Source organism: Glycomyces rhizosphaerae (genome assembly GCF_042647865.1).
GTDB lineage: Bacteria > Actinomycetota > Actinomycetes > Mycobacteriales > Micromonosporaceae > Glycomyces > Glycomyces rhizosphaerae.
This window is the reverse complement of the sequence record NZ_JBHRWO010000008.1, coordinates 108637-123480: the sequence shown is the minus strand read 5'-3', so window position 1 is coordinate 123480 and position 14844 is coordinate 108637. Positions and strand designations below refer to the sequence as shown.

Here is a 14844-nt window from a genome sequence, read left to right as displayed (position 1 = left end):
TCAACAACTGAGGAGAACCGATGACGAGACTTCGCCGCGCACTGACCGGGATCCTGATGGCGTTGGCGGCCACGGCCGGCGTCCTGAGCGTCGCGCAACCCGCCTCGGCCGCCATCCCGGACTACTGCGCCCAATGGAACTGGGACGACGGCCGCGAAGTCCATGTGACCAACGACGCCAACGGCGGCGGGGCCAGCGTCGACGCCACCATCTGCATGGCCTACAACAGCGACGGAACGTACATCTCTCTCGTCGTCTTCGAGGTCACCGACACCAAGGCGAACGGCGCGGGCGCGACGATCCGCATGGAGTGGGCGGACTACGACGGCACCACGCACTACGACGTGCCGATCGAGGCGCACCGCGCCTGGAGCTTCGGCGAGACCGTCAACGGCGACTGGCGCGACGATCGGACGAAGACCGACCTGTATGTGCGCGCCTGCCTCACCAACGCCGCCAATGAAGCGCACCACTGCGGCGGCAAGGCCTAAGAACCCGTTTCTTCTCGGTTCTGTCGCGTTGTTCTTGTAGTGAGGCGAGGGAAACGCGGGCCGCAGCAGCGGCGCAGTCATGGCCAATGCAGCGAGGCTCGTCAGGGCTTCATGCAGATCGAGGCGGCGCTCCCAGCGGATGGCCAGGCGTCTGAACTGGTGGAGGTGGGCGATCGTGCGCTCCACCACCCAACGCAGGCTGCCGAGCCCGATGATGTCCCGACGTTTCCGCTGGGAGATCACCGCCAGGTTGCCCGCCGCTTCAGGTTGGCCCGGAACGCGGCCGAGTCATAGCCCTTGTCGGCCAGAACCGCATCGGGCCTTGAACGGGGACGGCCGATGCGTCCGGCGACCGTCGGGACCGTGGCGATGAGCGACTCGGCCATGGCGATATCAGGCACGTTTGCGCCGGTGGTGATGACTCGCAGCGGAAGGCCCGCACCATCGCAGACGATGTGGTGCTTCGAGCCGGGCTTACCGCGGTCGACCGGCGAGGGACCTACCCCCTCGCCTCCTTTCTTGGCCTTGAGATGACTGGCGTCAAATGCAGACCCGAGACCAGTCCGCCTCGCCGGTGGCATGCAGGCGCGCCAGGAGCAACCAGTGCAGCGACCCGAAGACCCCCGGCACCACCGCTCCAACCAGCGCCAACAGGTCATTCCCGAGCCGTACCCGAGCTCCTGCGGCAGATGCTCCCACCCGATGCCGGTGTACAGCACGAATAGGACTCCCTGGAGGCACCGCCGGTCGGGTATCGGCTTCGGCCCACGCTGCCTGGGAGGCCAGGCGGGCAGCAACGGCTCGATCAGCGCTTACAGCTCATCATCGACGATCCATGGTTGGCTCACCCAACAAGGGAACCAGCCCGAGCCCGCCAGACATCCCAGAGTCATTGCGTCCCAATGTGTTAGGAGCTCTTACAGACCATTGCCATTCATCGGAATTACACCATAACCCAGCACTCGCCCACGCCCTGCGACTCATGCGGCACATGAGCGAGTGCGAGGTGGCTCCCTCGGCCCTTGGGGATTCCCGCTGTTCGAGCGGGCGGCGACGAGGAGGTGGATGGGTGGGGTCGGTTTTCGGGTGGCGGGTCGGTTTGGGTTGGGGCGCAGCGGGTCTGGTGGTGGTGGGGGCGGGGGAACATGAAACCTTTCGCACCGTGTGGGTGTTGCCGTGTGGTCTGGGGTTGCGGATAATTGAAGGTACGTACAAGGATGCGAAATCCGAGCAGATGAACGTAGAGTCTGGTGGTAAGCAGACTACGACATGAGCCTCTGGCCAGATACTCCGTTCACCTCGTAGAAGCCAAGTTGCGCCAGCCAGATTGGGAGCTGGACAGATCTGCTTCCTTGCTTGTGCCATTGCCTTAGGTGACGGGTCCTCGCAGGTATGGACCGGCCGACGGCGACCGGTGGGTGTGGTTCCCTGCCGGACACGAACGGCCCGTGGCAATCCGGCCGGTCACGACAACGACAGCAAGCGCATGGGCGCCTGATGGAGCAGGCCGCCAACGGCACGACGATCCCTGGGTTCGCGACCACGATCAACAGCGACCCGACCTACCAGGCCCGACACCCGAACCGACCATGCACGAAGGAGGTGAACACACCATGACCATGACTGATGCGACCGACACGACCCCGCCGGGTGCTCGGCGGCGGGAACGAACCCGCCCAACCGGGCAGCCGGCACCGATCGGCATCGTCCACAACGCCTCAGGTTTCGAGGTGCGATCGGCACCGCCCCGGCGACACGGCATCCCCGCGAATGTCTCCCACGGCACCGTCGCCGACGGTGCGCGGCTCGCTGTGCATGCTCGGGTCGGCTCGCACCGGACCATCCCTGATGGCTCGCGCCCCGCCCGACTGGGGACCGGGCATGCGGCGCCGACCGGCACCGCCCAACCCGCCAGTCGGCGGCATCGACCGACCCGGCCCCGGGCACACGACCCCGGGTCCGATCCGGCCTCGCCGTCGCTGACCGCCTGTGGCGCAAGCACAGCGAGACCGGGAGGCACCAGCGACTGGCAACGCCTTGTCGGCTCGGCCCCAGCGCTTGCCGATTCCGGCCCGGCCCCGGCGGCACGTCCAGGGCGCAATCCCGCCTCTCCATCGTTGACTGCTTGCGGCGGAAGTAAAACGAGATCGATAGCGCCGGTGACCGTAACCGCGCACCTAGCCAAGTGGCGGCAGCGGCCAGCCCGGCCCCGGGCACACAACCCGAGGTCCGATCCGGTCTCGCCGCTGCTGACCGCTTGTGGCGTAAGCAAAGCGAGACCCGATGTCGTCAACGACCGGCACCGCACACTCGGCTCGGCTCCAACACCGCCCGACCCCGACCCGGCTACGAACTCCCCGGTCAGCTCCAGACTCGCTGTCGCTGACGGCTTGAAGCCTGCCCGAGTTGCGGCCGAGCGGGAACCGACGACCGGCACCGCCCCGGCGGCAGCGCGGGCAGCGTCGACCGGCCCCGTGAGATCGGTTCGACAACGGCGACCGGCACCGCTCCAGCCGTTCGCAGCGACCGGCCCCACCTCGGCGTCACACCCCCGGCAGACTCACACCTCGCCGTTAGTGATGGGTTGGGGCCGGACGGAATTCCGTCCGGCCCCGTTCGTTTGTCTCGGGGTATGTCACTGCCTCTTACTAGTAGACGCTCGCTCCGATCCAGTCGTCGTGGCCGTAGCCGGCCGGGTTGGCGTAGTTGCGATCGGCTAGTGAGAGAGCACTGGCTGGCGTGCCGCACTGCGTCAGGACCAGCGACGCTCCGGTGCCGGTTCCGTTGAAGCCCAGGCACAAGTCCGAGTGGCCGACCGGGTGGATTCCCGAGCTGTCAGCCACGAACTCCTGGTTGAGGCCCCCGTGGCAGTCCCACAGGACGAGCGCGGTCCCGGCCTGCATTCGGCCGCTTTCCACGTCAATGCAGCGGTCGTGGCTCAGCTCCACATGCAGCGAACCCCGCTCCTCGTCAAGCCAGAAGCCCTGATTGCGGGCCCCGTTGCAGGTCGAAGAGATCAAGTCGGTGCCGTTGCGGGAGTCGTAACCCTCGGCATCGACACATAGGCCGCTGGCCGCGTTCTTCAGATCCTGGAACTCGAGCAGCCCTTCGTAAAGGGCGGCGCTGTCCGTGCTCGCCGGGTCGACGCATGTGGAAGTCTCCCACTCCGGATGCGCGTAGAACTCGGTGATGCATTGCGCGAATGCGCCGTGGCCGAGGTAGTTGGGGTGCAAGGACTGCCGGAAGGCGTGCTCTGAAGGCAGCTCGCCGACTTCGACATAGACGCCGCGCGCCCATGGCTGTTCCTCGCACACGCCGTGGCCGTCGAAGAGACGCTGGGCGTCGAGATACCGCACGCCCTTGTCTAGTGCCGCATCGCGAATGCCTCGTTCGAACAGGGGCACGGCCTTGTTGCGGGCGAAGGCCGCGTCCGCGAGGTAGAGGAGGCAGCCGCCGGCGTACCAGCCGGGGAAGTCGGGGTTGTCCTCGACGTCGGGCCCGCCGGGGCTGGGGTAGGACATGACGACCAGGTCGTAGTCGGTGCCGAGGTACCCGGCGTCGGTCATGGTCTGGCGGACACCGTCGATCGCGTTCTCGACGCCGTCCTGGCTGACCTCGACGCGGGCGGCCCAGTCGTCGGTGTGGTTCGGCCAGCAGGGGCCGAGGAACAGGATGCGGTTGGTGGCGCACTCGGTGGCGACCGGTCCGAACTCGATGCCGCCGGTGTCGTTGGCGCCCACCACGATCCACACGAGTTTCACGTGCGTGTTGCGGGCCTTGACGGCGAGCTGGTCGCCCTGGTTGAGTTCGTTCCATTGCTGCTGGCCGCTGCCTTCGAGGAGGTGCGGGGAGGCGGCGCCGGAGCAGGAGACGTTGTACTGCTGGTCGCTTTCGATGCCGGTGCGGAAGAGCGCCTGGTCGAGCGAGCGGTCGCACCAGTTGCCGTCCGTGTGCGTGCCGGGCTCGTAGTTGCCGACGCCTTCGCCGGAGATCTCGCTGTCGCCCATGGAGACCAGCGAGGTGTCGCGGTCTTCGAGGGGGAGGATGCCCGGGCTGCCGTAGAGCTCGGTGGCTTCGGCGGCGCGGACGGCTTCGAGGTTGTCGGGGAGCGGAACGGGGTCGGGCCGTTCCGCGGCCTGGGCTGATGAGGCCATTGTGGAGAGAGTGAGGGTGGAGAACACCGCTGCGGCCAGCGCAGCGGTGATCCTGTTCCGGGGAGTGGACATGGCAGTCTCCTGTTCGGAAACATCGCTGTCGACGGATCGTAGAAGCGAGACTACCGTTACTCCGCGGTAATGTGAAGATTGTCGGATTGATCAATTTCGATAGATCAGGCGGCCGTCCAGTCCTCGTGAGCGGTGAGCGGCACCAGCTCCGGGCGTTCCACCGTGGTCCGGATGTCCAGGCGCCCACCGGTTTCCGCCGAGCGCAGGAGCGTGGTCATCACCTCGAGGACGTGGAGCGCGAGCGCTCCGTCCGCCCGCGGGGCCCGGTCCGATCCGGTGCGGGCCATGTCGATGAGGCCGACGCCGCGGCCCGACTCCGCGTACCCGGCGCTGGGCGGGAGCACGATCCGGTCGTCGCCGATCCGGTGCAGGCCGACCTCGCCGTCGAAGTGGTTCGGGTCGGGCACGCCGATGGTGCCCTCGGTGCCGTGGACCTCGATGTTCGGGGCCTGGGTGGCGTGCCCGTCGAAGCTCATGACGATGGTGCTGAGCGCGCCGCCCGCGTGTTCGAGGATGCCGGTGACGTGCGTGTCGATCGAGACCGGGACTGATTCTCCCGCACGGGGACCGGAGCCGATGACGCGCTGGTCGCGGGACCGGCTGGAGGCGCCGGTGACCGAGACGACCGGGCCGAGCAGGTGCACGAGCGAGGTGACGTAGTACGGCCCCATGTCGAGCAGCGGCCCGCCGCCCTCGGTGTAGTAGAAGTCCGGGTTCGGGTGCCAGCGCTCGTGGCCGGAGGCGATCATCGTGGCGATCGCGAACGTCGGGGCGCCGATGTCGCCCTTGTCGATCGCGGCCCGGGCGGTCTGGACCCCGGTGCCGAGCACCGTGTCCGGTGCGCAGCCGACCCGCACGCCGGCCGCAGCGCCCGCCTCGACCACGCGCTCGGCGTCCTCGAACGCGGCCGCGAGCGGCTTCTCGCCGTACACGTGCTTGCCCGCGGCGATGGCCTGGAGCGCGATGTCGGCGTGGGCCGCAGGGATGGTGAGGTTGAGGACGGTGTCCACATCGGGGTGTGCGACGAGTTCGTCCACGCCGAGCGGCACGGCCCCGGTCGACTCGGCGACCTCGGCCGCGCGGGCCGCGTTCAGGTCCGCGACGGCCGCGATGCGGATGCCCGGGCAGGCCGCGAACGTGTTGAGGTACTGGCCGGAGATGGCTCCGAGGCCGACTATGCCGATGCCGTGCGGGTCGCCCACAGCATGCCCCTTTCGATGATGGTGCGGACGTTGTCGTCCTGGAGGACGTCGACGCTGTGGCCGGGGGTGGCGACGAAGACGCGGCCCTCGCCCCACAGTCGCGTCCACACCGCCGGGGAGGTGATCGGCCGGTGCCACGGGTGGTACGGCTGCACGGGGTGCGTGGTCGTGGCGAGCACGTCGATGAGGTCGTCGTGCAGCACCCAGTACTGCTCGGTGTCGAGGTCGAAGTCCGCGATGCCGTCCATGACGGGGTGCTCGCGGCCGAGCTCGGTCAGCTCGACGGTGTAGGGCAGGTAGTTGTCCTCCTGGCTGCCCTTGCAGGCGCCCGGCTCCTTGGAGGGGTGGGTCGCGAACTGGCCGCCGATGAGCTGCAGGTAGTCCGAGGAGTTCCGGTACGAGTCGGCGATGCCGCCGTGCCAGCCCGCCATGCCGGTGCCCGCCGCGACGGCCGCGCGGAGGCCCATCACCTGGTCGTGGCTGATCTCGGACATCGTCATGCTCTGGACGATGAGGTCGGTCGCGGCCATGGCGTCGGCGTCCGCGTAGACCCCGGGGGACTCCTCGATCCGCACCTCGTAGCCATGCTCCTTGAGGAAGGGCAGAAACAGTTCAGTCGCTTCGACCGGTGCGTGCCCCTCCCATCCGCCTCGGACGATCAGCGCTGTTCGCTCACTCATGTGTTTCCTTCGCCGGTGCGCCTACACCGTTCATTGGTATCGCTTTCAGAAGTCGCGGAACGACCGTAACCGATGCCGGAGCGGACCGCAATGGGCTTCCCAGCCGCTGCCGTTTCGCCTCGTCGTGTAAAAAGTTTCGAGCTTGCGAGGCGGAACGGAGCCTCGAACCGCCCACCGGTCCGAGGCCCCGACCCCTATGCCTTCGGCTCCGTGGCGGGACGCGGGTCCGCGATCGTCCACGTGTGCTCGCCCGAACCCACTTCCTCGGGCTCGCGCCCGGGCAGCTCGACCAGCGCGGTCGTATTGGGCGGCACCGTCGCCCGCACGAGGACCTGACCGCCGTCCGCCTCCCAGCGCACCGTCGCGCGGCCGTACGGCGTCTCGTGCTCCGTCGCCGCCCAGTCCAACCCCGCCAGTGGCACCGGCGCGATCGCGATCCTCCGGTACCCGGGATCGCGCGGCGCGAGCCCCGCGACCGTGCGGTGCATCCAGTCCGCGATCGCCCCGAACGCGTAGTGGTTGAACGAGGTCATCTGGCCCGGATTGATCGTGCCGTCCTCCAGCATGGAGTCCCAGCGCTCCCAGATCGTCGTGGCGCCCATGGTGACCGGATACAGCCACGACGGCACCCCGGTCTGCAGCAGCAGCGCGCGAGCGGTGTCCGCGTGGCCCGTCCGCACGAGCGCGTCCTGGATGAGCGGCGTGCCCACGAACCCGGTCCCGATCCGGTGATCGGCCTTCTCCACCAGCTTCGCCAGCCGCCCGCCAAGGCGCGCAACCAGATCCGCGTCCGCAGCGATGTCGAACATGATCGCCAGCGCATACGCCGTCTGCGTGTCCGACACGATCCTCCCGGCCGGGGTCGCATACTCCCGCAGCCAGGCCGCGCGCACCTCCTCCGCATAGGCCTCGTAGTGCTTCGCGTCCTCGTCGAGGCCGAGCAGCCGGGCCGCACCGGCGACGAGTCTTGAAGAGCGGAACAGGTAGGCGCTGGCGACGATGTCGTGGTCGGTCTTGGCCTGGAAGGGGTCGTCCGGCGGGGCGTTCGGGTCGAGCCAGTCGCCGAACTGGAAGCCGCCCTCCCAGAGCCGCCGTTCGCCCGCGAGCGCGGCGATCTGGTCGACCCAGCCCTTCATGCTCGGGTACTGCCGTTCGAGCACGCCGCGGTCGGCATAGCGCTCATAGAGGACGGAGGGCACGACCGCGGCCGCGTCGGCCCAGGCCGCGGCGGGGGTCTTCGCCCATTCGAGCACGTTCGGCACGACGAATGTGACTCCGTTGTTCGCTTCCTGCTCGAGCGCGAGGTCTTCGAGCCACGAGGCGAGGAATCCGTCCGCGTCGAACAGGTATGAGGCGGTGGGGGAGAAGACCTGGATGTCGCCGGTCCAGCCGAGGCGCTCGTCGCGCTGCGGGCAGTCGGTGGGGATCGAGAGGAAGTTGCCGCGCATGCCCCAGACGACGTTCTCGTGCAACCGGTTCAGCTGCGCGTGCGAGGAGTCGAACCAGCCGGTCCGGTCCATGTCGGAGTGGACGACGACGGCGGTGACGTCGGCCGGGTCGAATTCGCCGGGCCAGCCCTGGATCTCGGCGTACCGGAAGCCGTGGAAGGTGAACGCGGGCTCCCAGGTCTCGCTCCCGTTGCCCGCCAAGGTGTAGCGGTCGGTGGCCTTCGCGTGCCGCAAGGGCCGGACGCCGAGCTCGCCGTGTTCGAGGACCTCGGCGTGCCGCAGCACGACCGTGTCGCCTTCGCGGCCCGAGACGCGGATGCGCAGGTGCCCCACGAGGTTCTGTCCGAAGTCGAGCACCGTCCGTCCACTGGGGGTGGTGATGACCTCGGCGACCGGAAGCTCCTCGGTGGCCCGCACCGGCGGCGCTGTACGCGGGACCGGCACGATCGCCTTGGCCGCGTCGGTCCGGGCGTCGATCCAGGTGGCGTCGGCGAAACCCGGTGACGACCAGCCCGGCAGCGCGCGCCGCGCGTCGTGGTCCTCCCCGGCGTAGATGCCGCTCGCCGTCACCGGCCCGTCCGCGGCGGCCCGCCAGCGGCCGTCCCCGGTGGCGATGACTTCGGTTGCGCCGTCCTCGTATTCGAGCACGAGCTGCGCCGCGAAGCTCGGGTACTTGCCGTAGAACGGCCTGGCCTCGCCGTGGAAGCCGAAGCTCTCGGTGTACCAGCCGCCGGCCAGCGCGGCCCCGATCGCGTTCGGGCCCGCCGCCAGGAGCCCCGTGACGTCGTTCGTCTCGTGCACGAGGCGGCTCTTGTACGCCGTCCACCCGGGCTTGAACCGCTCCTCGTCGACCGCGACGCCGCTGATCTCGACCTGGAAGAGCCCGCGCGCGGTGCTGTACAGGGTCGCGGCCCGAAGCCCTTCGCGCACAGTGAATTCGCGCCGCAGCAGCACCGGCTGCCCGATGTCGGCGGGCTCGGGCACCGTCAGGAACTTGGCGTGCCATTCGCCCTCGCCGAGGAACCCGGCGCGGATCTCCAGCGGCGCGCTCCAGTCCGAGACCGCGTCGTCCGCGCCGCGCACCCGCACCCGGACGCTGCCGCGCTCGCGCGGAAGCAACGACGCGAACGGCCAGGCGACGAACACCGAGTCGGGCCCGTCGACGTGGGCGACGGCGGTCGCTTCGCCGCGTCGCCATTCGATGTCGGCGCCCGCCTGTGTCCAGTTCGGAGCGGTCGTCTCGGTCTTCCATGACAGCCGCGGGCGGTTCACGCCGACGAACGGCGAGTCGGTGCGGTATTCGGCGCGCACGCCGTGAACGGATGGGTGCATTCGGTTCTCCTGTTGGTGACGCCCGATCGTCCTGATTGGAACGATTCATTTCTGAGGGATCGCGCTATGCGGTTGTGCTCGTGTGGATGGGTCAGTGGTCGCCGAGCGCCTGGAGGCGCGTGGCGGTGCCGCGGGGACGCGGCGGCCGGGTGCTGGAGCGGACGACGAGGTCGGGTCCGACCACTTCGTGCCGCGGTTCGGTGCGCCCGGTGATGCGTTCGAGCAGCAGCTCGACGGCGAGGCGGCCCATCCGCTCGCCGTCCTGGCGCACGGTGGTGAGCGAGATGCCCGGATGCCCGGCGATGTCGATGCCGTCATAGCCGGCCACCGAGACCTCATCGGCCGTCAGGCCCGCGTCGGCGACGGCGCGCAGGACGCCGAGGGCCGGTTCGTCATGGCAGGCGAAGACGGCGGTCGGCCGCTCGGCGCCGGTGAGCAGTTGGAGCGCGGTCCGGTGCGCGCCGGTCGCGACGTCCACGGCGCGTGCGACGTTGACGCGGTCGCCGAGGCCGGCCTCCTGCATGACCGCTCGGTACGTCTGCAACCGGATCGCCTGCGGCACACCGGATCCCGGTGCGGTCCGGTCGGATTCGCCGGTGAGGTGGGCGATGTCGCGGTGCCCGAGGTCGAGCAGGTGCCGCATCAGCCGGCGGGTGCCGGCCTCGTCGTCGCTCACCACGGTGTCGTAGCCGTCGGCCCGGTCGTGGCGGCCGATCATGACCACCGGCACCGTGGCGGCGAGTTCGGTCAACCAGGCCGGCTCGACCAGCGGCGAGACCGCGATGACCCCGTCCACCTGCCGGTCGACGAGCGCCTGGATGGCGCGGTAGCCCTCGCTGTGCGCGGGGTCGGCCGGGGCGATGATCAGCTGGTATGGGGAGCCGGAGAGCGCGGCCGTGGCCCCGGCGAGCAGCAGCGGGAAGAACGGGTTCGACAGTTCGGGGATCTCGATCCCGAGCGTGAACGTCTTGCCGCGCATGCCGCGGGCCGAGACGCTGGGCCGGTAGCCGAGCTGCTCGATCGCCGCCGCCACGCGCTCGCGCATGGCCGGGCTGACACCGTAGGCGTCGCGGATGACCTTGGAGACCGCGGCCCGCGAGACCCCCGCTTCACGCGCGACGTCCTCGATGGTGACCGAGCCCGTTGAGCTGCGCGATGCCGCCATTGGTACCTCCCCGCTGAGTGATGGAGATCAATCTACACATGTTGTAGAGCGATCTACAATACCCGGATTCGAGGAGATTTCCGGCCGTCCGGCGACGACGAAAAGGGGACCGGCCCCGTGAAGGAGCCGATCCCCTTGCGCCCGAAGAACTTCAGGCGGAAGATCCCGTGACGGTTCAGTCGGCCGTCAGGTGGAACATGACCGCCTGCACCGGCCACAGACCCGGCAGCTGCAGGCCGACCTCGGCGAGCACGCGTCCAGAGACCTGGACCGGGTCCTTGCCGAGCCATGGCGGCGTCGTCCAGCCGTGCTTCGCCGAGCCGATCTCGCCTCGCACCCGCAGCGTGTAGCGCCGCTCGGGGTCGAGGCCGTCGAGCCGGAGCCGTTCGGGCAGCGCGTCTTCGAGCGACGCGACCGTGGCGACGGTGAACACGGCCTGGGACCGGTCGGCCGCGACGACCCCGCGCACGCGCAGCGCCGGGTCCATCACGTCCGGGTGCACCACGGTGCCGGTGTGCAGCAGGCCGCGCAGCTCCTTGTAGAGCGCGGCGAACGCGGTGATCTGCTCGGTCTCTTCCTCGGTGCAGGACAACAGGTCCCATTCGAACCCGGCCGAGCCCTGCATGGAGGTCGCGATTCGGTAGGCGAGCGCCGTGGTCCGGCCGGAGGAGTGGGCGGGGGAGGGGCCGACGTGCGCGCCGATCAGCTCGGGCGGGAGCACGAGTTCGGTCCAGCGCTGGATGTCCTGGCGCTCGACGGGATCGTTCGAGTCGGAGGCCCAGACCCGGTCGGTGCGGGCCAGGATGCCGAGGTCGGTGCGGGCGCCGCCGGAGGAGCAGGACTCGATCTCCAGGCCCGGGTGGTCGGCCTTGAGCCGGTCGATGAGCCGGTAGGCCGCGAGGGTCTGCGGGTGCGTGCCCGGGGCGCCCTCGTGGACCGGTTCGACGAGGTCGCGGTTGTGGTCCCACTTGATGAAGGCGATGTCGAGTCGTTCGACCAGTGTGGACATCTGCGAGCGCACGTGCTCGAACGCCTCGGGGTTCGCCAGGTCCAGCACGTACTGCGTGCGGAACGAGAGCCCTTCCGGCGCGGGCACGGACGCGGGGTTGGCGAGCAGCCAGTCAGGATGCGCGCGGGCGAGATCGGAGTCGAGGTTCACCATCTCGGGCTCGAACCAGAGTCCGAACTGCATGCCGAGGGACCGGACGAGATCGGCCAGCGGCTCGAGGCCGTCGGGCCAGACCGCTGGGTCGACCTCCCAGTCGCCGAGCCCGGCCCGGTCGTGCCGGCGGGCCATGAACCAGCCGTCGTCGAGCACGAACCGCTCGACGCCGACCGCGGCCGCCTTGCGCGCCAGCGCTTCCAGGCGGACGGGGTCGTGGTCGAAGTACACGGCCTCCCAGACGTTGAGCACGAGCGGACGGGCCGTCTTCGGGTGCTGCGGGCGCTCGCGCATCCAGGTGTGGAAGCGGTCCGCGATGCCGTCGAGACCGGAGCCTGACCAGGAGAAGTACGCGGTCGGCGTGCGGTAGGAATCGCCGGTCTCCAGGCGGATCTCGCTGGGGCGCAGCAGTTCGCCCGCGCCGATGAGCGTCACGTGGTCGGTCGCGCGGTCGGTGCGGTGGCGCACGTCGGCGCTCCAGCCGAGGTGCACGGCCCACACCTCGCCGGTGCGGTTGCGCGGGGTTCCGTTGGAGGCCAAGGTGACCCACGGCGAGTCGTGGCCGCCGCGCCCGCGGCGCGATTCGCGTACGGTGCTGCCGCGCGGGATCGCGCTCGTCGCCGGGGCCTTCTCGCGGGCCCAGCGGCCGGTGAAGGAGGTGAGGTGGTCGGCGGTCTTGGGCACGGGGAGGGTCGCCTCCAGCCACGCGACCTCGACCGTGCCGCCGCCGTCGTTCCGCAGTTCGTGGTCGACCAGGACGAGTCCGCCCGCGCCGATCTCCAGCCGGGTCCAAAGCCTCAGGCCCGCTGCGGCGTCGACGGCCGTGACTTCGACGGCCGCATCCCCGGTCTGCTCCACGGTCGCTTCCCAGCGCGGGAAGAGCGGGCGCCCGTCGCGCGTCGCGAGCAGTGCCGGTCGGCCCGACCAGCCCTCGGACTCCTGCGGCGCCAAGGACAGCCGCCAGGCGGCGTCGAGGGTGCCGGGCGCGGTCTGGCGTCCGGTCAAGCCGGCGAGGCCGTCGAGGTCGGACTCCTCCAGAGGGCCGAGGTCGGCGCCCCAGTGCAGCACGGCCGGAAGGCCGGAGGGTCCGTGCTCGGCAAGGACGAGCGATACGCCGTCGCGGCGCAGGAGGGTCCAGGTTCCGTTGTTCACGATGTTCCTTCGAATGTGCGGATAAGGCTTGCGGCGCTTCGGATGTCGTCTGCGGCGGCACCGTGGCCCATTTCGGCATGTCGAAGGGCACGGTACAGGGCTTAACCGGGTTTAGGAAATCGGATTCTCACTCCATTCCAATGGTATGTGATATGTGATATGTTACTGCGAATCCGACTGCCCTTGCACAGCGGCGAGGCGAGGTCGGAGGTCAGACGGGTTCCAATGACGCCCACCCCCGACCCCCTGACACGGCCGACCGGCGCGAACTACCGATAGGAAATCCCCCCATGATCAAGAAAGCAACCCGCGCGGCGGCGGCGCTCGCCGCCGCAGCGCTGCTGCTCACCGCCTGTTCCGGTGGAGGCCAAGACGACGGCGACGGCGGCGGTGCGGACGGCACGCCCCAGACCGGCGGCACCGTCCACATGCTCCAGAACGCCGACTTCTCCTACCTCGACCCCGCCCGCGGCTGGGACGGCGGCGTCAACGCCTTCTACCGCCTCATCTACCGCGGCCTCACCATGCAGGCCGCGGGCGACGCCGAAGACCCGAACGCCGTCGTACCCGACATGGCCGAGGGCCTCGGCACCCCTTCGGAAGACGGCCTCACCTGGACCTACACCCTCAAAGAGGGCCTGAAGTTCGACAACGGCGACCCGATCACCTCCACGGAACTGAAATTCGGCATCTCCCGGGCCTGGGACCCCGAGATCGGCATCGGCTCGCCGTGGCTCCGCAACACCATCGAGGCCCCAAAGGACTACCAGGGCCCCTACCTCACCGGTGAGCACCCGGGCATCGAGACCCCCGACGAGCGGACCATCGTCTTCCACCTGAAAGCCCCTTTCCCGGAGTTCGACAACGTCGTGTCGCAGGTGAACGCGGTCCCGTTCCCGGTCGGCACCGGCGCGGGCGACGAGTTCATCAAGGACGTCATCGCCTCCGGCCCTTACACACTCGACTCGTACACCCCCGGCAGCTCCATCAAGCTGGTGCGCAACGAGCACTGGGACGCCGACACCGACGACGTGCGCAAGGCCTACCCGGACGCGTGGGAATTCGAGATCGGCCTCGAAGGCGCCACGATCGACGAGCGCCTCCTCGCCGGGCAGGGCTCCGACGTCAACGCCATCTCCGGCAAGATCCAGCCCGCCACCTTGGCGCGCATCCAGACTCCCGAACTGCAGGAGCGGGCGATCAGCGCCGACGCGTACTGCGTCACCTACATGGGCATGGACACCACCCAGGCCCCGTTCGACAAGCTCGAAGTGCGCCAGGCGATGAACTACGCCATCGACCGCACCTCGCTCCAGACGGCCTCGGGCGGCAACCAGCTCGCCCTCCCGGCCACCACGATCATTCCCGACGCGGTGAGCGGCCACAAGGACTTCGACCTCTACCCGAGCGAAGGCAACAACGGCGACCCCGAGAAGGCCCTCGAACTGCTCGAGTCGGTGGGCCTCGGGGACGGCTTCTCGTTCGTCCTCGACATCCGCTCGCAGCCGATCATGCAGGCGCAGGCCGAATCCATCCAGCAGGCTCTCGCCAAGATCAATGTGGACGTCCAGTTGAACGTCATCGACACCTCCACGTTCTACGAGACCATCGGCACGCCTTCGCAGATGAACGACGCCGCCATCACCGGGTGGTGCCCCGACTGGCCCTCCAGTTCCAGCACCATGGTCCCGCCGCTGGTCGACGGCCGCGTCATCACCGAGAAGGGCAACACCAACATCGCGCAGATCAACGACCCCGGCATCAACGCCCGCATCGACGAGATCCGGGCGATGACCGACCTCGAGGCGGCCAACGCCGAGTGGGGTGAGTTCGACGAGGAGGTCATGGCGCTGGCGCCGATCGCGCCGCTGCTCCAGGAGCCGAGCGTGTTCCTGCCGGGCGAGAACATCGCCGGGTACATCCCGAACACGAGCATGACCGACCTGACGATCATCGGCCTGAGCGACCCGTCGCAGGGCTGATTCC

9 protein-coding genes are annotated in these 14844 nt (G+C 69.2%); 2 read left to right on the top strand and 7 right to left on the bottom strand.

Annotated features, from left to right (window positions below):
- The first annotated feature begins 20 nt into the window (after positions 1 to 20).
- Positions 21 to 491, top strand: coding sequence for a hypothetical protein (locus ACFO8M_RS08685; protein WP_387973718.1), 471 nt, complete (start codon positions 21 to 23; stop codon positions 489 to 491).
- A 239-nt stretch (positions 492 to 730) separates the two neighbouring features.
- On the opposite strand, the gene ACFO8M_RS08680 is transcribed toward ACFO8M_RS08685, so the two are convergent.
- The 7 genes from ACFO8M_RS08680 to ACFO8M_RS08650 form a co-directional block, all read right to left on the bottom strand.
- On the bottom strand, positions 731 to 1288 hold the full coding sequence (locus ACFO8M_RS08680) for an IS5 family transposase (protein WP_387973391.1): 558 nt from the start codon (positions 1286 to 1288) through the stop codon (positions 731 to 733).
- 1851 nt (positions 1289 to 3139) lie between these two features.
- The gene (locus ACFO8M_RS08675) at positions 3140 to 4717 is read right to left on the bottom strand and encodes a ricin-type beta-trefoil lectin domain protein (protein ID WP_387973388.1); all 1578 of its coding nucleotides are present in this window, start codon (positions 4715 to 4717) and stop codon (positions 3140 to 3142) included.
- 104 nt (positions 4718 to 4821) lie between these two features.
- Positions 4822 to 5919, bottom strand: coding sequence for a Gfo/Idh/MocA family protein (locus ACFO8M_RS08670; protein ID WP_387973386.1), 1098 nt, complete (start codon positions 5917 to 5919; stop codon positions 4822 to 4824).
- Entirely contained in the window at positions 5892 to 6599 is a 708-nt protein-coding gene (locus ACFO8M_RS08665; protein ID WP_387973383.1) for a ThuA domain-containing protein, read from the bottom strand. Before ACFO8M_RS08665 ends, ACFO8M_RS08670 begins: the two co-directional genes overlap by 28 nt.
- Positions 6600 to 6793: 194 nt before the next feature.
- The gene (locus tag ACFO8M_RS08660; RefSeq protein WP_387973381.1) at positions 6794 to 9379 is read right to left on the bottom strand and encodes a family 78 glycoside hydrolase catalytic domain; all 2586 of its coding nucleotides are present in this window, start codon (positions 9377 to 9379) and stop codon (positions 6794 to 6796) included.
- A gap of 91 nt (positions 9380 to 9470) precedes the next feature.
- On the bottom strand, positions 9471 to 10544 hold the full coding sequence (locus ACFO8M_RS08655; RefSeq protein ID WP_387973378.1) for a LacI family DNA-binding transcriptional regulator: 1074 nt from the start codon (positions 10542 to 10544) through the stop codon (positions 9471 to 9473).
- 175 nt (positions 10545 to 10719) lie between these two features.
- On the bottom strand, positions 10720 to 12858 hold the full coding sequence (locus ACFO8M_RS08650) for an alpha-galactosidase (protein ID WP_387973376.1): 2139 nt from the start codon (positions 12856 to 12858) through the stop codon (positions 10720 to 10722).
- 290 nt (positions 12859 to 13148) lie between these two features.
- Here ACFO8M_RS08650 and ACFO8M_RS08645 point away from each other — a divergent pair, with 290 nt between their 5' ends.
- Positions 13149 to 14840, top strand: coding sequence for an ABC transporter substrate-binding protein (locus tag ACFO8M_RS08645; RefSeq protein WP_387973373.1), 1692 nt, complete (start codon positions 13149 to 13151; stop codon positions 14838 to 14840).
- Positions 14841 to 14844 lie beyond the last annotated feature (4 nt).